Origin of the sequence: Nitriliruptor alkaliphilus DSM 45188 (genome assembly GCF_000969705.1) — a bacterium.
In the GTDB taxonomy this organism is placed as follows: domain Bacteria; phylum Actinomycetota; class Nitriliruptoria; order Nitriliruptorales; family Nitriliruptoraceae; genus Nitriliruptor; species Nitriliruptor alkaliphilus.
This window is the reverse complement of record NZ_KQ033901.1, coordinates 3355282-3372968: the sequence shown is the minus strand read 5'-3', so window position 1 is coordinate 3372968 and position 17687 is coordinate 3355282. Positions and strand designations below refer to the sequence as shown.

Annotated in this window: 13 protein-coding genes and 1 pseudogene; 7 read left to right on the top strand and 7 right to left on the bottom strand. The window is 70.3% G+C overall.

Annotated features, from left to right (window positions below):
* Positions 1-117 precede the first annotated feature (117 nt).
* Positions 118-1632 carry a PAS domain S-box protein gene (locus NITAL_RS15615; protein ID WP_052667165.1) on the top strand — a complete coding sequence of 505 codons (1515 nt, stop codon included), beginning with the start codon at positions 118-120 and terminating at the stop codon, positions 1630-1632.
* A 47-nt stretch (positions 1633-1679) separates the two neighbouring features.
* Here the strand turns inward: NITAL_RS15615 and NITAL_RS15610 are convergent, their stop codons facing one another.
* Positions 1680-2318 carry a hypothetical protein gene (locus tag NITAL_RS15610; protein WP_052667164.1) on the bottom strand — a complete coding sequence of 213 codons (639 nt, stop codon included), beginning with the start codon at positions 2316-2318 and terminating at the stop codon, positions 1680-1682.
* Positions 2319-2685: 367 nt separating this feature from the next.
* Between NITAL_RS15610 and NITAL_RS27370 the strand changes: the two genes are divergently transcribed.
* Positions 2686-2874 (top strand): hypothetical protein, encoded by a 189-nt coding sequence (locus NITAL_RS27370; protein ID WP_157041871.1) that lies wholly within the window; start codon positions 2686-2688, stop codon positions 2872-2874.
* 414 nt (positions 2875-3288) lie between these two features.
* On the opposite strand, the gene NITAL_RS15600 is transcribed toward NITAL_RS27370, so the two are convergent.
* Positions 3289-4494 carry an MFS transporter gene (locus NITAL_RS15600; RefSeq protein WP_052667162.1) on the bottom strand — a complete coding sequence of 402 codons (1206 nt, stop codon included), beginning with the start codon at positions 4492-4494 and terminating at the stop codon, positions 3289-3291.
* 274 nt (positions 4495-4768) lie between these two features.
* Here NITAL_RS15600 and NITAL_RS29420 point away from each other — a divergent pair.
* The 4 genes and pseudogenes from NITAL_RS29420 to NITAL_RS28595 form a co-directional block, all read left to right on the top strand.
* Positions 4769-4867 (top strand): annotated as a pseudogene (locus NITAL_RS29420) (excalibur calcium-binding domain-containing protein); the annotation flags it as partial.
* Positions 4868-5221: 354 nt separating this feature from the next.
* Complete coding sequence (locus tag NITAL_RS15595; protein WP_052667161.1) at positions 5222-5482, top strand: hypothetical protein; 261 nt, start codon at positions 5222-5224, stop codon at positions 5480-5482.
* Complete coding sequence (locus NITAL_RS15590; RefSeq protein WP_052667160.1) at positions 5479-5802, top strand: ribonuclease HepT family protein; 324 nt, start codon at positions 5479-5481, stop codon at positions 5800-5802. Before NITAL_RS15595 ends, NITAL_RS15590 begins: the two co-directional genes overlap by 4 nt.
* Before the next feature lie 944 nt (positions 5803-6746).
* On the top strand, positions 6747-6905 hold the full coding sequence (locus tag NITAL_RS28595) for a hypothetical protein (protein ID WP_157041870.1): 159 nt from the start codon (positions 6747-6749) through the stop codon (positions 6903-6905).
* A 333-nt stretch (positions 6906-7238) separates the two neighbouring features.
* Here NITAL_RS28595 and NITAL_RS15585 read toward each other — a convergent pair whose 3' ends face one another.
* Positions 7239-8465 carry a hypothetical protein gene (locus tag NITAL_RS15585; RefSeq protein ID WP_052667159.1) on the bottom strand — a complete coding sequence of 409 codons (1227 nt, stop codon included), beginning with the start codon at positions 8463-8465 and terminating at the stop codon, positions 7239-7241.
* Between the two features lie 283 nt (positions 8466-8748).
* On the opposite strand from NITAL_RS15585, the gene NITAL_RS15580 reads away from it, so the two are divergent.
* Positions 8749-8997 carry a DUF6429 family protein gene (locus NITAL_RS15580; protein WP_211262445.1) on the top strand — a complete coding sequence of 83 codons (249 nt, stop codon included), beginning with the start codon at positions 8749-8751 and terminating at the stop codon, positions 8995-8997.
* Between the two features lie 461 nt (positions 8998-9458).
* On the opposite strand, the gene NITAL_RS15570 is transcribed toward NITAL_RS15580, so the two are convergent.
* From NITAL_RS15570 to NITAL_RS15555, 4 genes are read right to left on the bottom strand one after another with little or no spacing between them, the layout of a single operon-like run.
* Entirely contained in the window at positions 9459-10634 is a 1176-nt protein-coding gene (locus tag NITAL_RS15570; protein WP_052667157.1) for a DUF2399 domain-containing protein, read from the bottom strand.
* Positions 10631-14737 carry a TIGR02680 family protein gene (locus NITAL_RS15565; protein ID WP_052667156.1) on the bottom strand — a complete coding sequence of 1369 codons (4107 nt, stop codon included), beginning with the start codon at positions 14735-14737 and terminating at the stop codon, positions 10631-10633. Before NITAL_RS15565 ends, NITAL_RS15570 begins: the two co-directional genes overlap by 4 nt.
* The gene (locus NITAL_RS15560; RefSeq protein WP_052667155.1) at positions 14734-16035 is read right to left on the bottom strand and encodes a TIGR02678 family protein; all 1302 of its coding nucleotides are present in this window, start codon (positions 16033-16035) and stop codon (positions 14734-14736) included. Before NITAL_RS15560 ends, NITAL_RS15565 begins: the two co-directional genes overlap by 4 nt.
* Positions 16032-17600, bottom strand: coding sequence for a TIGR02677 family protein (locus NITAL_RS15555; protein ID WP_052667154.1), 1569 nt, complete (start codon positions 17598-17600; stop codon positions 16032-16034). The genes NITAL_RS15560 and NITAL_RS15555 overlap by 4 nt, the downstream gene beginning before the upstream one ends.
* Positions 17601-17687: the final 87 nt, after the last annotated feature.

The following is a 17687-nucleotide window of genomic DNA, read 5'->3' as shown; positions in this document are numbered from 1 at the left end:
GCGGACGGCCGCAGGTGCTGCCGGTCAGCCCAGCACGCAGCTTCGAGGCCGGTGCGGCCGCCCGACCGACTACGGTCCGGCGGGGAAGTACGGGGATGAAGGCAGGAGCGGTGAGGGATGTCGAGCGGATCGACCGATCAGGGTGACGAGGAGTCCCTCGCGGCCCTGCGCGCTGCTCGGGACCGCGCTGAGTTCGAGGCCGCGGTCGTCCACCGTCAGCAGGTCGCCACGGAGCGACTCGGCGGCCTGGGCTCCTACGACTGGGACATGATGACGGGTCGGGTCACCTGGTCCGACGCCCTCTTCCGCATCTATGGCTACGAACCGGGCGCGTTCGAGCCGAGCTACGAGCGCTTCCTCGAGCACGTGCTACCCGAGGACCGCGAGACCCTCACCGCGGTCCACACCGAGGCCGTACGGACCGGAGGGAGCTTCGAGACCGACGAACGCATCGTGCGGGCCGACGGCGATGTCCGGACGCTGCGCACCCTCGGGATGGTGCTGACGGGCGAGGACGGGCAGCCGGTCCGACTGCACGGCGTGTGCCGCGACGTCACCGAGGATCTCAGCGTCCGTGATGACGCCAGGCGGGCCGCCTCGCGGTTCGAGACGCTCGCTGAGGCGGCGCCGGACGCCATCGTCGTCGCCGACCGGAACGGCCGGATCACCTCCGTGAACCAGCAAGCCGTGCGGTTGTTCGGCCACAGCGCCGCGACGCTGACGACGATGTCGGTGGACGATCTGGTGCCGGCCCCGACGCGTGGACGCCACGGCGAGCTACGCGCCGGGTACCTCACGAACCCGACGACGCGACCGATGGCGGCAGGTTCGGACCTCATGGCGCTGCGGGCCGACGGCTCGATGGTGCCGGTGGACATCGCACTGACCCCGCTGGACGACGCCACCGACGGCGTCGTGGCGGCGTTCGTCCGGGACGCCACCCAGCGACGCAAGGCCGAGTTCGACGCGCGCCTGCTCGCCGACGCACAGTCCCGCCGCCGCCAGGCGCTCGAACTCAACGACAACGTGGTCCAGGGCCTCGTCACCTTGCTGTGGCACCTCGACGTGGAGGAGGTGCCCGCATCCGCGCGGGAGGCCGCCGAGCGGACCCTCGCGGCCGCCCGCAGCATGATGAGCGACCTCCTCGAGGACCTCCACGACGAACTCGCACAAGGGCCAGGCACCCTGGTTCGCACCAGCGACGTGCCGGCCGGGACGCCGCCCGACCGGACCGACGAGCGTGATCCGGCGACGGCCGCGCCACCAGGGACCATCAGGGTCGTCATCGCCGACGATGCGCCTGACCTCCGCATGCTGCTGCGGTTGCAGCTGGAACGGCTCGACGGTGTCGAACTGGTCGGCGAAGCGGCCGATGGCCGCCAAGCGGTCGATCTGTGCCAACGACACGTCCCCGATCTGGTGCTGCTGGACCTGTCGATGCCCGAACTCGACGGCCTCCAGGCGGCCGAGCTGATCCGCGAACGACAGCTGGCGTCCCGGATCTACGTGCTCTCGGGCTACCCGGCCGCAGCGATGGAGGACCGCGCGATCGCCGCCGGCGCGGACGCGTACTTCGAGAAGGGCAGCAGCCTCCGCGAGGTCTGCGACGCCATCACCGCCGTCAGCAACTGAGGTCGCGACAGCCCCAGCGTCGGACGTGGCCGGATCGAATAGCTGGATCACTCGAGTAGCGAGGGGACCCGTGCCTCGTGAGCATCCGGCGTCGAACGGGCCTCGTTGATCCATCGACTCAGCACCAGCCCCGTCACCAGCGAGAGCCCGGCGACACCGATCGGCCCGCTCAGATCGTCTCCCAGGCCGAACCCCCGCAGCACAGCTGCGATGGCTCCTGCGAGCACCATGACCCCGGCCGTGAGGATCGGCCACGGCCGCGAGCGTCCGGTGAGCCTGCGGACGACCGGGAGCTGCACGAGTCCCAGCACCGCGCCTCCGGCGAGGTTGTGCACGAGCTCGTTGACCACGACCGGCACGCGCTCGAACAGCACGAGGTACAGGACCGCGACCACGGCGAACCCCAGGAGACCGCCGAGGACCCACCTGCCCGCAGCCGGCACACGGCGGCGGATGAACAGCCACTGCGCCGCCCCCACGCCGGCGCCACCCAACGCGAACCCCGCGGTCAGCTGGAGGTAGAAGCCCCACCCCACATCCCCGAGTATCCCATCGGCATCTCCCGTGATGACCTCCACCAACACGGTGCCCCCGACGAACACCAGGAGGAACCCGAGGGCGAAGCCGAGCATCGATGCGAGCGTCCAACCCAGTACCCACGTGGATCGACGGATCGGTCCGTTCACTGCAGGCTCCTCAGCCGGGGACGCGTTCGGTCACCCGAACCGCATCATCGAACGCACCAGGGGCCCCGTCGTCAGGGCTAGCCCTCGATACGTCGCGCTGTGAGGCCGCGCGTCGGGATCTTCGGCCCTAGCCGGCGACGCCCGACGGTGGCTGAGTTGGTCGACAACGGGGGACGAGGAACGGGGGGGCCATGCCTCGCCATCCGCGCCATCTTCAGGTGTCAGGATGGCATCGATCTCGCCTGACTGGAGAGCGGCGAAGAGGGACGGCGCTTCGATGGGACGCACCGGTACGTCCAGCTCGACGCTCTCAGGCTGGGTCGTGGCCCACGTGAGACCGTGCCACGACACTCCCTCGACCTCCGCCATGTCCGCACGCGCGACCACCGCGAGCGACATCTGGAACGCGGGGACGCCGACGACCGATGATGCCAAGCCCTTCCACGAGGTGTACGGCGAGTCTCGTCGCACCCAGACGTGGGAGAAGCTGGCCATCCTGCGGGGGAAGACGGGCAACGCTGTGATGTCGTCGCGCGTCTGCCGGTACAGGAAGTAGCTCGACAGCGAGAATTCGGCGATGTCGAACTCTCTCCCGTGGAGGAATCGCCTGTGACGGTCGTCTCCGTCCCGGTGGTGGGCTAGCTGTCCGACGAGCCTGAAGTCCAGCGTGGTCCCTGAATCCGTGGACTACGGTCGTTCGATGAGGGGCAGGTGACGGTCGTAGGGTTCTATGGCGACGGTGACCGACCGGTTGGGGGGTGACTGGTTCATGGTGCGTTCAGCTCGCCGGTAGTCCTGCGGGGGACGATCAGATCAGCGGGGGGACGACGGGTCGTACGATCCATGGAACGGGTCCCTTTCGCAGTGGGATGCTCTGCAACACTGAAGCGGACGAGGCCCACTCTGACGAGTACTCAGCCGGGTACAACCGCGGCTCCCCGGTCAGCTCGACCGATCGTCTGGATCCGCGTCATGAACGGGTGACGGCCGCGTCGAGGGTGCGGTCGCGCCCCACCCACGGCGCGAGGAGGATCGTCGCCACGGAGGCGAGGGCCACCAGGCCGAGCACGTGAGAGCCGGGCCCGACGAACTCTCGCACGAGGCCGGCGGCGATCAGGAGGAGGACCACTCCGGTGTAAGCCGTTCCCTGGACCATCGACGACAGTCTGCTGGTGACGTGCGACCGGCTGGTCCTGTCGTTGATCAGGGCGAGAGAGATCACCAGCGAAGCGCTCAGCGCGAACCCGGCGATCCCCGCCCAGACGACCGCGAGACTCGGCGCCACCGCCAGGCCCGAGATCGCAACGAGCAGGATGACGGGTGCTGCGGCCGCGACGAGTCGATGATCCCGTCGGTTGGCGAGCAACGGCGGCACCACGAGTGTCGCGGCGACACCGGTCACCAGCAGCACCGCCAGATGGGCTCCCGCAGTCGCCGCGCCGACACCCATGTCCTGCTCCACGCTCGGCAGCCAGTACATCAGGACGTAGAAGCAGGCCGACTGAAGGCCGAAGTACCCGGCCACCTGCCAGGCCAGCGGTGAGCGCCACACGCGAACCGAAGGCTCAGGCAGCCACTCGCCGTCCGCCCCGAACCCGGTCGGTCGGATCAGCCGCGGACGCCAGGCACAGAGCGCCGCCAGCACGAGCACACCCCACACCGCCACGGCCAGCCGCCACGACCCCGTCATGACCATGAGCGGCACGACGAGCATCGATGCGGTAGCCGCCACCACGATCTGGACGGCCACGTACTGGCCACTCACCACTGCGCCACGCTCGTCGAAGCCACCGCGGACCAGCACGGGCAGCAGGACGTTGGCGGCAGCCACAGCGACACCGATGGCTGCCGTGCCGGCCCACAGGGGCACATCGCCCCACAGCGGCACCGAACGCAGCACTACCCCGACACCCAGTAGTAGGAGCGTCCCCAACAAGGTGCGCTCGCGCCCGAACCGGGCCGCGACCGGATGGACGAGCGGCGAGCAGAGCGCGAACATCGCCAGCGGCACCGCCGTCAGGATGCCCTGCTCGGTGGGCGACAGGTCCAGGTCCGATGCGATGTCGGGGAGCACCGGCCCGACCGCTGCGAGCACGGCGCGCAGGTTGGCCGCCACCAGCAGGATGAAGATGAGGAGCAGCGCGGGGCGGACAGGGCCCCCGCTCGCCGCTCTCATAGACCGGTCCCCCGCGCATCTGACCCGCACCGGCCGGATCCGCACGTACGGACCGCGGCACAGGTCACGGCGATGAGCACCTCTTTCCCCTCAGCCTCCGCAGCCCACGTCCTGGACGACAGGGGGGTCGAGCTGGCCGGCTGCTTGCGCCACGGTAGGAACTGACGGCGGTGGGTGCGTACCCCGAGGGGGTCAATTCGCTCACCGAACCGTCCTCCGAGCGACGACCGATAGGACCGCACAAGCTGCGGCGACGACCCCCTTCGCGAACCGCGCCGCCGCGCGAGTCGCAGGGGCCGCTCCGGTCCATCGGGGTGATCCCGGGTACGGCAGCCAGCTCGACCGTGACGACGACGGCATCGGCTACGAGTAGGCCCGGACCGGATGCGCTCGGACGGGATGGAGACCAGCCCGTGAGGCGGACCGGCCCCTGCTGCGTTCCCGCAGGTCAGGGGCCGGTTCCGGTTGGAGGCGGGGACGGGAATCGAACCCGTGATGGAGGATTTGCAGACCCCGAGACGCCGTATCCGCCGGTTCCCGCGGATACCGTCCCGCGCCAGGAAACCTGCCCTGACCTGCGATGATGCGTCCCACGCGTGATCCGGCGTTCCAGCCCATGTCGCGCTGTTGCCAACATCCATGTTGGCAGAATGTTGGCAAGGGATCGCCGGTCGAGGGGTCGCGACACACGGCCGTCGAGCACCACCCGCGAGGTACGCTGCTGCCCATGGTGAACACCGCGACGTCCGACCGGAAGGCGACCGCCGACGAGGTCCGCGCTCACGCGCAGGCCCTCCGCGGACTGGCTGCGCGGAGCGGTCTCGAGGCCCCGCGGCTCCGCGATGACGGCACGCTCGTGGTCCGCAGCTCCGAGCCGGGGTACCGCGTCGTGCTCGAGTTCGCGGGGCTGGCGGCGGCCGAGGTGGGGGCCTACGTGCACGTCATCACCGACGATGCGCCCGCGGCTCGAGCTACCGGCCCCCTGTGAGCCGGTACCACCTCGACCAACTGCTCGCGACGCTGCGCCGCATCGCCGAGCTTGTGCCCGACTCGCTCGAGGCGTGGCGCGAGGATGAACTCCGACAGCTCGCCGTGGAACGACTGTGGATCACGGCCGGGAACCTCGCCGACGCGCACCGGCTCACTGCCGACATCGAGACCGGTGTGGCTCCGTGGGCGGAGCTGCATCGCTTCCGGAGCCTGCTCGCACATGCTCTGCCGGGCGACCTGTCCGAGGAACGCGTCTGGTACGAGAGCGTCACGGACCTCCCGCGCCTGACCGACCAGGTCCAGCGAGCACGTGGGTGAGCAGTGATGAGCCGGGCACACCGCCCCGTTGAAGCCCTCGGCCACTGCCCCGAGCGAACTACCGGGTGTCATGCACCGGTACGTAGCGCCTAGAGCTCCGGAGTCCCCGTTTCTGCGCGGGTCGCGGAGAGCGGAAACCACCAAGAACTGCACCCACCTCGTCAATCGGCGTCGGCCGTCGACCCGCTTCGAGCGCTCCACGGGATCCACGTCGTTCGGACTCGCGAAACTCGTCGGCACACAAGTGATGAGCATCGGAGGACAGCCGTCGAACCAGTGCTGCCAGTCGGGGATGACTACGCTGTCGAAACCCACCTACAGGGAGTCACGTGACGCGACCACCATCCATCCCACGTGCGCTCGACCTCATCGAACGGGTAGCGGACGATGTTGAAGGGGCGCCGAAGGAGGCCGATCGCCATGCTGCGACTCAGGCGGCGAATCGCATCATGGCGGCGTTGAGATCCTCGGGTGAAGTGCCTGCGGAGACCATGGATACCGCCAGGGACCTCTGCAATCGTATCCGCGGGGCCGTCGAGTATGCGGGCGACCACCCGAGCGAAGCGGCGGTAGCGGCGGGGGACATGCGCCACTCCGCTAGTGAACTGCGTGAGCTTCTCAGCGAACGACGGCCGAGCTCAGATCCCACCAATTGAGCCGTAAGCTGGCATACTTTGGGATGCCTCACCTGGCCTGGGAGGGGAATCCACTTGACGAGCGAGCAGCCTCTGGACAGAGACTCGACGGTCGATGTTCCCCCAGGACCGTACTTCCATGGCAGTCGGCGGGTGTACGAACCAGGCGACTGCCTTCTGACAGACGTGGTCAACAATATAGAGGGTGAGGAGGACGATCGTCAGATGTGCTTCGCCACTACATCACGCGACCAAGCCCTCGACTGGGCATACGGACGAGGGATCCGTCACGGCGGTGACAGACTTTACGTGTACGAGATCGAGATGACGGAGCCGGAAGTCGACGTCAATATGCACCGACCGGAAGCAGAAGGCCCAATCACGTCCGTGATGAGCCGGTGCGGAAGGGTCATTCGAGTTATCCAAGTCTTGGCCAAGTCCGACTATCCGAACGCCTACTTCGGCTGAACCTAGACCCAGCGTCAGGCGCCTGCGGCTGGCCCCAGCGTTGCGGCTGGAGGGTCCCTATCGACCGGGCGGCTCTGGGCGCCCCCACGCTGCGCACCCCACCGCGCCCACAATCGCGGCCTTCGTTCGGTGATTCGCAGCAAGCTCCATTATCCGAGCGTTCTGGTGGCCCAGGTCTAGAAGCCTGGCGAACTCTGGCTCGTCCAACGGTCCACTTCCGCTCGGGGGCCCACCACCAGTCTGCCGCACATCGCCGACACGGCTCCGACTGGCGATCCGCGGCCCGGAACCGCTGCTGGTGGAGGAGAAGTGTGCTCGAACCCGCACGTCGGGCTAGTCGGGACTGGCTCGCTCGGAATCGGCTCGGGCCCCGTCGCTGCGAACGGCGGTGACCAGGTCGTTCAGGGTCGTGAAGACGGTCTCGGGACGCCCGAGCGCGCGCTGGGCGTCTCGGAGTTGCGTGCCGGTGTGAGTCTCGGCGCACACGTAGTCGGCGTAGCCCGCGGCGCTGGACAGGTGGAACATGTCGACCAGGTCGTTGCGCTCCCATTTGCCCATGTGGTCGAGGAATCGGCGGATGAAGAGCTCGGACACCAGCCCCACCATGGGCGAGTCGGCGAACAGTCGTGCCAACTCGAGATCGCTGAACGTAGGGGAGCCTGTGGAGCTCGTCAGCCGTCGGTACGCCGTGGTGTAGTAGCCGATGTTCTCGTTCCAGTAGCGACGTCGTGCGAGTCGGCGACGCTGTTCTTTCGGGAGCTGCTCCGCATGGATCTGCGCCGTAATCGCCGCGTGGTGGGTAACCCATTTCGTGAACGGGTGCTTCGGTATCCGCTCAGGGTCGATGAGCACATCCAGGATGACGCTCGGCATGGTCAACATCGCCATGAACTTGTCGAGGTCCGTAGTGTCCTCGGTGATGCCGAGGGACGTGTCGCTGCCGAAAAGCGCACCGGGTTCGGTGACGATGGGGTGCAGCACGGGTGCGTTCTCCATCAGGTCCAGACGCTCTCGGATGGACAGGTCGACCTCGTGCTTCCACAGATCTAGCGGGTTCCGGATTTGCCACCCGCCGGCTAGGTGGGCCATCGCTACGCCGATCTCGTAGCGTCGGTCGCCGTGCAGCCCGGCGGTCTCGAGCAGGTGTCCTGATGAGAGGGGCAGGACGATGCCGCCATCGTTGGCGAGTCGGAGGAGATCTTGAGCGGCACGTCGCTCGTCGAGGTCTTTCACTCGGGCCGGGTCGTGGAGGGCGTCAGCGACGATCCGCCAGCGGTTCTGGTCAAGGTAGACAGACGATCGACCGTTGAGAGTGGGCGGGGAGGCTGGGTTGAACCCTTCGGTGAGAATGAGGTCGTTCCTGGTGGTGGTCGACCAAATCCACCACTTCTCCCAGTCGAACGTCGAGGTCGCGACCTGGGAGTTGTGTTGCCGGTACTTGGCCTCGAGTTCCTCTTCGTGGACCTGCCCGTCCTGGCATACGATTCGGATGGACCTGTTCCGATAATCGATGTGCCAGTACTTGTACCGGTCGGCGGAGATGACCAACGATTCGTTCATGAGTGCAGGCTAGCCGCGGGGAGCGAAGCGACCTGGGCTTCGGGCTGAACAGCGGGTCGCTGTTGTAACCGCGATGGCCGTGGATCTTGCTGGTCACGGCGGCAGCGACGCCGCACCTCCTCCAGTGCCTGCACTACTGCCGCCGTGCCGTCATGGGCGATACGCGTCCGCAAGTGACGCGCGCATACTCACGGCTTTCGCGCTGGGACTGCTTCTTCGAGTGCCCCACAGTCCGCGTCGACGTAGCCTCCTCGGTCCAGGAGTTCCGACCATCGAGGGCGCCGTGTACAGCGATCGGCGGGTCCAGGACACCGTGCTCGCGCTGATGCACCTCAACGCGCACAAGGACACCTACGGCTGGCGGGCGTGGAAGACCTTCCCCTGGGAAGCCGCCGACGGTCTTCACGAGCGTGGGCTCATCGACGACCCGCGTTCCAAGGCCAAGTCGGTCGCGTTCACCGACGAAGGAGCGCGCCTCGCCGAGCAGCTGTTCGCCGAGCTGTTCGGGGCCGAAGATCCTGGCCCGGACTGAGCTGGTCGGCCACGGCGATGTAGCAATCAGCGTGTACGGCCTACCACGGGGCACGCCGGGTGTGACCCACCGTCTTCAATGGGTAGCGATACCGGGCGTTGTGGCGATCCGGTTCGGTGAGACTCAGAAGCCGCTACCAGGACGCCCCAGCCCACCCCAAGACCGGGTCTCCTGCGCACGGTCCCCATCGTCGGGGATGGCTCGCTTCCGGTCCCGGTTGTTCTGGCGCTCCCCAAGATCGCCGAGAAGCATGACGACGTAGACAACCGCGAGTACCGCGAACAGCCCTACCAGCACGTTGACCAAGGTCACGTGGGCCCCCACCTGTCCGCCTGGCTCCCGCGGCTCGCCAGAGATCCCTAGCGTATCCCTCCGCACTCACGCTGGGCGGGAATCCCGGCACGTCCGGGGTGGCGATAACGGCCGTTGCGCCCGGTCGGGCATGACTCCTCCTAACGCGATCACACGGGGGCAATCAGCTCGTCGAGCAGGTACTCCTCGAAGCCGGCGCGACCGCAGGTCCGCATCTCTTCGGCCAGCCCAGGTGCCCAGTCGACCGCGACCGGTTCGGTGACCAGCGGGCAGACCGACGCGTCCGCCGCCCGGTGGTAGGCGGCGACGTCCATCTGCCACGGCTCGGCGCCGACGGCGACCAGCTGCGAGACGATCACGAGCCCGGCCGCGTCGAAGTCGGCGTGTGCTCGCACGGTGCAGCCGGCGTCGACGAGCTGGCTGACGAGCTCGAGCGCGGCGACCGACGGCATCCCCGAGGTGCACACCAGCGGCGCACCAGAGCCGGCCAGCGCAGCGGCGGACAGGACGGCCGGGTTCTCCACCACGAGCACGTCGGCGGGCTCGTCGAGCTGCAGCGGGTGGGCCAGCAGCTGACCGAGGGTGAGCGCAGCAGGTTCGGGCCCGTGCAGCGTGCCGGCGTACGGGTGGTCGGCGGCGACCGGGAGCCGGTAGACGGTCACGGTGGAGGACAGCTCATCGGCGACGATGCCGACCTCGCGCAGGAGCCGACGCCGTTCGCGGGCGCCGCAGACCTGCAGGCCGGCACGTTCGGCCAGCAAGGCGGCGAGCATCCGACCTGCGGTTCGGTCCAGGTCGAGAGCGTGCGGGTCGCCGAACGTCTCGGCGGCGACGACCGGCAGCGGGACGGGACGGTCCCGCTCGGCGGCGACCACTTGCAGCACCCGGCCGGCGTCGGCGGCGCGGGAGGCCAGGACGTCGCCGACACCGACCGCCTGACGCCGGGCCCACCCCTCAAGTACCGCGTCGCCACCAGCGAGCGCTTCGAGGTGACGGGCCGTAGACGCTCGTGCGGCTGCGGCGGCGTCGCGGTCGGCGGCGCGGTTGCCAGCCTGCCCGTACCGGGCCTCGACCAGCTGGCGCAGCCCGTTCTCGTCGACGCCGAGGGCGGCGGCGACCTTCGCGGTCATGACGCGCGTGTCGGGCGGTCGGAGCTCGCTCTCGCGGAGCAGGTCAGCGAGCGCTTCGCGGGTGTCCGGCGCGAGCCCGGTCAGGCTCACACCGGTGACGCGGCGGTCGCTGGCGCCGTAGCGGCGGTGCAGCTCTCGCCACAGCACCTCGAGCTCGCCGGCCAGCTCACCTGGACCGTCGTTCGGTCCGGTCACGCCCCTCCCCCGGCCAGGACACCGTGCAAGGTCCCGTCGGACGGCCCCGCGGGCGGCGCCGGCGCGCGCTGGCTGCCGTTCCACACGAACCGGGTGGTCAGCGACGCGTCACCGTCCTTCTGGACCACGTGGATCGCGATCGCGTCGAGGGTGTCGTAGTCGCACCAGTCCTTGTCGGAGGTGAACACCACGTCGAGGCCGAGGTCGTTGATCAGGCCGAGCAGGAGGCGCTTGTTGGCCCGGTCGACCTTGGGGAACAGCTCGTCCATCAGCAGCAGACGTGGGCAGTCGGGGGTGTCCTCACCCTCGCGGGGCAGGTAGTGCGCGGCGATCGCGGCGATCAGCGGCACGGTGAGCGCGACCGTCTTCTCCCCAGCCGACAGCGACACCTTCCGTGAGTCGAACGGGACCGGCTGGTCGCCGAACCGGTCGTGGTGGACCAGCACGGTGAAGCGGTGCCAGCGGCGGTAGTCGAGGACGCGGGCGAGCCGGTCCTTCCAGTTGCCGGTGTCGTCCTCGGCGGAGCGGACCTGGTCGATCTGACGGCGCAGGAAGGTGTGCAGGTCGGCGCGTTCGTCGGGCGCGTGGCGGGAGCCGAGCAGCAGGTTGCGGATGCGCTTGAGCACGTCGCGGTCGTCGACCTCGCTGCCGTCGATCTCCCAGCGCAGCTGCACCTTGACGCCACCTGCGGCGGTTTCGATGTGCTCGAGCAGCCCGTTGACGACCCGGACGGTCGTGGCGGCCGACCGGATCCGCGAGGCGAGGTGGTCCCGGACCGCTCCGGTCAGCGTCTCCTCGAAGACGCGTTCCTCCTGTGCGCTCAGCTCGAGTCGGGCCTGCTGCAGCTGAGCGTCGAACCCGGCGACGAGCGCCGGTGAGCGCATCGCGGCGCCGTCGACGCGGCAGGTGAGCGCCGAGAAGCTGCCCGACCCGGCGACGACCAGGTCGGCACGTCCGGTGAGCTTCTCGCGGGCCTGGTAGACCTTCTCCTCGAGCCGTGAGAGGGCACCGGCGACCGTCTCGCTGGTCCTGGACAGGTTCCCGACGGCGGCACGCACCGCCTGGGCCGCGTCGAGGCTCGCGGTGACCGACTCGAGCTCGTTGAGAGCGACGCCGAGGTCGGCGTCGGCGGCGAGGTCGGTGGCGGCGTGGACGAACTGCCGATGGGCTTGGTCGCGCTCGTCCTCGGCGACCTGGCGCTTCTCGGTGGTGGAGCTCAGCGTCGCGGTCGCGGTTGCGACCTGCCCGTCGGTCTGACGTTGATCAACGCGGAGGGTCCTGACCCGTCCGGTCACCTGCCTGTGGTCCGCCTCTTCGCGCTCGATGTCGTCGCGGACCTTCTTCACGTCGTCGCCCGAGGTGGCTTCGGTCTGCTCGTAGCGGGCCTGCTCGCGAGCGGCACTGCCCTCGAGGTCATCGGCGTCGGCCTCGTCGTCCGCCTGCCGGGCCTCGGCGTCGGCGGCGGCCTTCGCCGCCGAGGAGGCCTTCTCGACGTCGCCGGACAGGCGGATGACGCGGCGGTGGACGACGTCGATCTGCCGTTCGGTGTCACGGTAGGCCTGCTCGCGCCGGTCGAGCGCGTCGGCGTCGGTCGGCAGGCTGTGCTCGCTGCCAACCCGGTGCACCGCGCGCAAGGTGGCGCGGACCCGGTCCTCGCTGACCTCGAGCAGCTCGCTGGCTTCGGCGAGCGCGGCGGCGGCGATCTGACGGGCCTGGGCGGCCAGCGTCGCCCGTTCGCGTGCGTCGACGAGCGACTGTTCGGATGCGACCGACACCCCGTCGCGTTCGTCTGCGGCGTCCTGGCGGCGGCGGTCGAGCGCGTCGAGGTCGCGGTCGATGGCGGCGACCGCGGCGTCGAGTCCGGCGATCTGCTCGCGAAGCTCGGTGATGCGGCGCTGCCTGCCGTGTTCACGGGAGGTGGCGCCGATGAAGCGGGCCGGACCGTGGTCGCGGGCGCGGCCGTGGACGGGCCCTGCGCGCCACGTGCCGTCGGCGCCGAAGGTGAGCGTCGCCGGTCCGTCGTCGAGCGCACTGTCGACCCACCCGACCCGGGACAGGATCGCGTCGATACGGGCGGCTGGGACCTGCGGGTGGTGCTCGGCGGTGAGCACGTCGGCGAGGCTGGAGGTCTCGGCGGACGTCAGCGGCGGCGCGAGGACCAGGTCGGGTCCCTCGAGGTGGACCTGTCCGTCAGGGTCGACCCACGCGTCGAGCAGACCGGCGTCAGCGAGCGCGGCTTCGAGCCGTCCGGCGCGATGGTCGCCGAGGTCGTCGGCGAAGGCGACCAGCTGCCACAGCGGCGCGCCGGCGAGTCCCGTCCGGTCGCGTCGCCCGGTGGGAGCTTCGGGCTCGACGATGCCGCCCGCTTCGAGGCGGGCAAGCTCGGCCGCGGCATCCGTGCGGTCTTCCTCGAACTGATCGCGGGTGGTGGTCAGCTGCTGGCGGCGTCCGGCGACCTGCTCAGCGACCTCGGCGTAGGCCGCTTCGGCAGCGCGGCGGACCGGCCGAGGGTCATCGGCGTCCGGGACGAGGGCGGCGAGGGGGGTGCCGTCGAGGACCTCGAGGTGGGCGACCCAGTCGGCGAGCTCAGCGCGCCAGTCGGCCAGCGTGCGGACGGCGACGCGGTCGGACTCGCGCACCTCGTCCTTGGCGTCGGTCAGCTTCCCGTCGGCGGTTCGGGCCGCGTCCGCGTCGCGGTCGCGTGCCGCGATGGCGAGCGCGTGGTCGTGCAGGGCGGCACGCATCTTGGCGACCGCGGCCCGCATCGCGTCGAGCTGCGCGGCGAGCGCGTCCGCTTCGGCGTCGGCGGCGAGCTCCGGGTCGGTGTGCAGCCCCGCGCTGGCGGCGAGGGCCACGAGGTGCTCGCGCGCTTCGGTGAGCTGCCTGCCGGCCTCGGCGGCGGTCAGCTGGTGCTGGGAGGCCTCTGCGGTCAGCTTCTTGGTGGTCGCCGCGGCGAGGTTCGCGCGCTTGCGGGCCTGCTCGGCGTTGGCGTTCGCGGCCGCGGCGAGCATGCGGAGGGTGTCGAGCACCCCGGCCACCTTGTACGCGTCGGAGTCCTTCAGTGCGGACAGGCGACCGTCGACCTCGAGCAGCCGGCGTTCGAGGGCGCCGAGCTCACGCTCGATCCGCTCCTGGGCGGTAACGGCCGAACCGAGCTTGGTCTCGGCGGCCCGTTCGTCGCGGCGGACGGCGTCCTTGCGCGTCTCGGTCGACACGCGCCGGTCGGCGTGGGCGGCCAGGACCGCACGTGCGTAGCTGCGGGCGGCCCTGCGGACCTCACCGGCCGCGGCGAGGTCGTCGGTCATCGTGGCGATGCGTTCGCGCCGCCGGTCGAGCTCCTCGAACCCGCGGGCGAGCTTGTCGACCTCGTCGTCGTCGAGCGGCGGGAGGCCTTCACGCAGCAGTTCGTTGAGGCGGCTGGCGGACAGCCCGTCGGTGACCGACTGCTTGCGGACCACCAGCAGCGAGGCGATGAGCGACTCGAGCCGCAGCGGGTTGAACCCGGCGTACAGGGTGGTGCGGATCGCGGTGCGGTAGCCGTCGGTGTTGGCGCCCCAGACGGTCCCGTCGTCCCCGATTGCCTCGCTGAAGGCGGCGACGTCGAGCGGGCGGCGCTGGTCGTCGAGCAGGGACAGGTCGATCCCGGGCGACCGGGAGGTGGTGAACCAGGTGTGCTCGCCGCCGCCGGACGGCTTGGCTCGCAGCCGAACCCCGCAGGTGAACCGTTCGTCGTTGACGCCCGTGCGGCGGGCGAAGGTGATCCAGAGGTAACCGGTGCGTCCCTGGCCGGACTCGTAGCCGACGACGCGGTCCCACAGACCGCCGCGGTCGCTGCCGGAGGTCGACAGCCGGCTCTGCTGGCCGCGGGCGTCGAGCAGGTAGGGCAGCAACAGTTCGAGCAGCATGGTCTTGCCGGAGCCGTTGGCGCCGAACAGCAGCAGTCGGCCGTCTTCGAACTCGAGGGTCTCCTCGCCGTACTGCCACACCTGCACGACGCCGGCGCGTTCCGGCTTCCAACGTCCGGCGGGTCCGCGCAGGTCCTCGCGCATCCTGGTGGGCAGGTGGACGGTCCCAGCTCCGGCCGGCAGGTCGGTGATGGTCACAGGTCGTCTCCTGGCTGCGTCGCGGCCAGTGGCAGCGCGGTCTGGTCGGTCGGTTCTGGAGCGGTCGTGGGATCCGCCTCCCCGGTGGCGGCCTCATCGGCATCGGCAGGCCGGCGCGCGTCGGTGATCGTCACCCGGTAGCGGGCCGCGGCGGGACGCGCGTGCACCTGGTCGCCTTCGAGGTGGACGAGCCCGAACGCCTGCAGCTGCGCGAGCGCTTCGCCGGTCAGCCGCCGGGCGCCACGTTCGTCCTGGTAGGCACGTGCCCATCCGGGGTCGGCGGCCAGCAGCGCACCGACGACCGTCTCGAGCTCGGCGACGGTCCGCGGCTGCGGCTGACGTTGGTGGTCAACGAGCTCGCCGAGCAGGACCCCGGCGGTCATCGCCACGGTCGTCGGACGGTCACCGAAGGTGGCGTCGGTCGCTTCGCGGCGTTCGTCGACGGCGACGATCACCTCGGCGTGACGTTCGAGACGCAGCCCCGCTTCGGTCGCCGCGACGTTCAGGAGCCGACGGCCGGTGAGCGAGGCGAGGTAGTCGACCACGCGTGCATCGAGCGACTCGATGTCGACCGCCGGGTCGTCGAGCACGGCGCGGATCAGGGTGTGCCGCGCCCAGAGGTTGCGTTGTTCTGGTGCGAGCTGGTCGTCGGACAGCTCCCCGTAGCGCGGTTCGGTCCGCAGCGCCTGCAGCCAGCTGTCGGTATCGGCCGCGTCGATGCGCGAGGGAGCGCGATCGGAGGCGGGCAGCAGCGCGAGCCGGGCGACGTCAGCTTCGAGGACGGCGTCGGCCTGCTCGGAGGCGTACCGGTCGATCGCGCCGGCGGTGATGGTCACCAGGCGCTGGTCGATCAGCCAGCGGAGCACGTCGGTGAACGCCGCGCGGTGGCGGTAGTCCTCGGCGCGGAAGTCCGGCAGCGTCTCGTCGGCGGCGCAGGCGACCCCGATCGCGTCGGCGAGCTCGGAGATGACCGTCAGCGGACGGGAGACGAGCTCGGCCGCGACACACATCAGAAGCACGTAGCGCAGCTGGTCGAACGGCAGACCGTCGGTCGGTCGCACCGCAGGCCGGGACGCGTCATCGGTGACGCGGCGCTTGACCAGCCGCGCGGTTCCGCCGGTCAGGTCGAAGGCGAGCGTCCAGCCGCAGGTGCCGTCGAACCACTTGGCAAGCCAGTCACGGTGCACCGCGAGCAGACGGAAGCGTTGCGGGTCGGCGTCACGGGTGATCAGCGGCGTAGCGAGCAGCGCCCGGACCGCTTCGCCGCGTTCGTCGGTCTGCTGCTGCTCGAGGATCACGACCCGACCCCGGCGCCCTGTCGGGCCGTGACCTCGACGCCGAGCAGGGTGATGGTCACGCTGTAGTCGGGCGTGTCGAGGGTCCCGTCGGGGCTGACCAGCAGCGCACGCCGGTCGGTGTCGAGACGGTGGACGACCACCTCGACCTGCCCGTCGGCGGACACCGCGGATCGGGCGCCGTCCGAGCGCGGGCTGGTCGACAGGGTCTGGGCGAGCAGGTCGAGCAGGTCGGAGAACGTGTCGAGGTCGAGCTCGTCGAAGCTGGAGATCCGCACGGTCCCGTCGGTGGCGATGGCCTGCCGGCGCTGGACCGCTTCGGCGAGCTCGGTGGCCTGCTGGCGCTGCCGGGCGGCTCTGGCGGCCCGGTCGTCACGCACGGGCGTGGCGGCACGTTCGCGGCCGGTCGAACGCGGGCGGCGGCGCAGTTCCACCTCGAGCTCGACGGGCGGGTTTCCGGCGATGCGCGTGGCCGAGTGGATCTGCAGCGCGTCGTCGACGGCGAGGTGGTGGTGTCTGGCCGGGTGCAGTGCGGTCGCGGCGACCCACAGCCGGTGGCAGTCCTCGCGCCCGGCTGCGCCGGCGAACGCGCGGGCGAGCGCCCGGAAGTCGTCGGGCAGCGAGGCGGCGCGGCGGCGCTGTTCACGGCGGAGCTCGAGGACGCGCATGAACCGCAGGATCTGGTCGCGTCCGCGGGGCAGCAGCAGGTCGAACGGCGACAGGGCGCCGGCCTCGACGCGGAACCAGGCGTCGAGCGCGTCGAGACCGCGGCGGCGCTGCTCGACGGCGCGTACGGCCGGGTCGTCGCCGCCGAGGCCGGGCGCGAGGTGTGCGCCGATGACCGCCTGCTCGACCACAGTGTCGAACCCGACCTGTTCGAGCCGGTCGAGCGCGGCGGCGACCTGCCTGGCGGGAGGGCCGGCGTCGACCACGTAGCGGTGCAGGTAGGCCAGGATGGCGGACTTGGCGGCGGCCAGGTCGTCGTCGTTCACGTCGGTGCGGCCGAGCAGCTCTTGGACCTGGATGGTGAACGCCCGCAGGTTCTCGACCAGGCTCCGGTGGTGACCTTCAGCTTCGACGAGGCGCAGGTGCACCTGGGCGGGCTGACCGTCCGGGTCGGAAGCGTGGTCGGCGACCTCGTGCAGCGCCGAAGCGATCTGGGTCAGCGCTGCCGGCTGCAGCCCGGCGGTCTCCGCGAGACGCTGCGCGGCGGCATTCAGGCCGGCCACGCACCCTTGACCGTCGCCGGTCAGTGACCACTGCAGCGTTCGGCGGCGGAACTCGGACGGGTCTCGGTAGGTGGCGGACTCGTCGCGGGAGGCGGCCAGGTGACCCCACCCTTCGAGCTGGTCGAGGATGTTGACCAGCGTGTCGTCGTCGGCCAGATCGGTGTGGACGGTCCCGAGCCGGCGGGAGAGCTGCTCGAGGTTCAGCGCCGGTTCGACGTGGGCGTCCTCGAAGCAGGCGAGGACGGCCAGGTACAGGTCGCGGCGTTCCGCGGACGGGCTGACCGGTCCGAACAGGCCGCGTGGCAGCCCGGCCCACCGAGCTTCGTTGCTCGTCCCCACCCGCACCCTCCACCCGGACTGCCGGCGTCGCTACGCGGTCTCGTACGAGAGTCCGCACGTGACGGCCAACTGCCCCGCGGCACTCGC

Coding starts and splice junctions, on each gene's coding strand:
- NITAL_RS15615 (WP_052667165.1), top strand. CDS start 118: ATGTCGAGCGGATCGACCGATCAGGGTGACGAGGAGTCCCTCGCGGCC.
- NITAL_RS27370 (WP_157041871.1), top strand. CDS start 2,686: ATGTCCGCACGCGCGACCACCGCGAGCGACATCTGGAACGCGGGGACG.
- NITAL_RS15600 (WP_052667162.1), bottom strand. CDS start 4,494: ATGAGAGCGGCGAGCGGGGGCCCTGTCCGCCCCGCGCTGCTCCTCATC.
- NITAL_RS15595 (WP_052667161.1), top strand. CDS start 5,222: ATGGTGAACACCGCGACGTCCGACCGGAAGGCGACCGCCGACGAGGTC.
- NITAL_RS15585 (WP_052667159.1), bottom strand. CDS start 8,465: ATGAACGAATCGTTGGTCATCTCCGCCGACCGGTACAAGTACTGGCAC.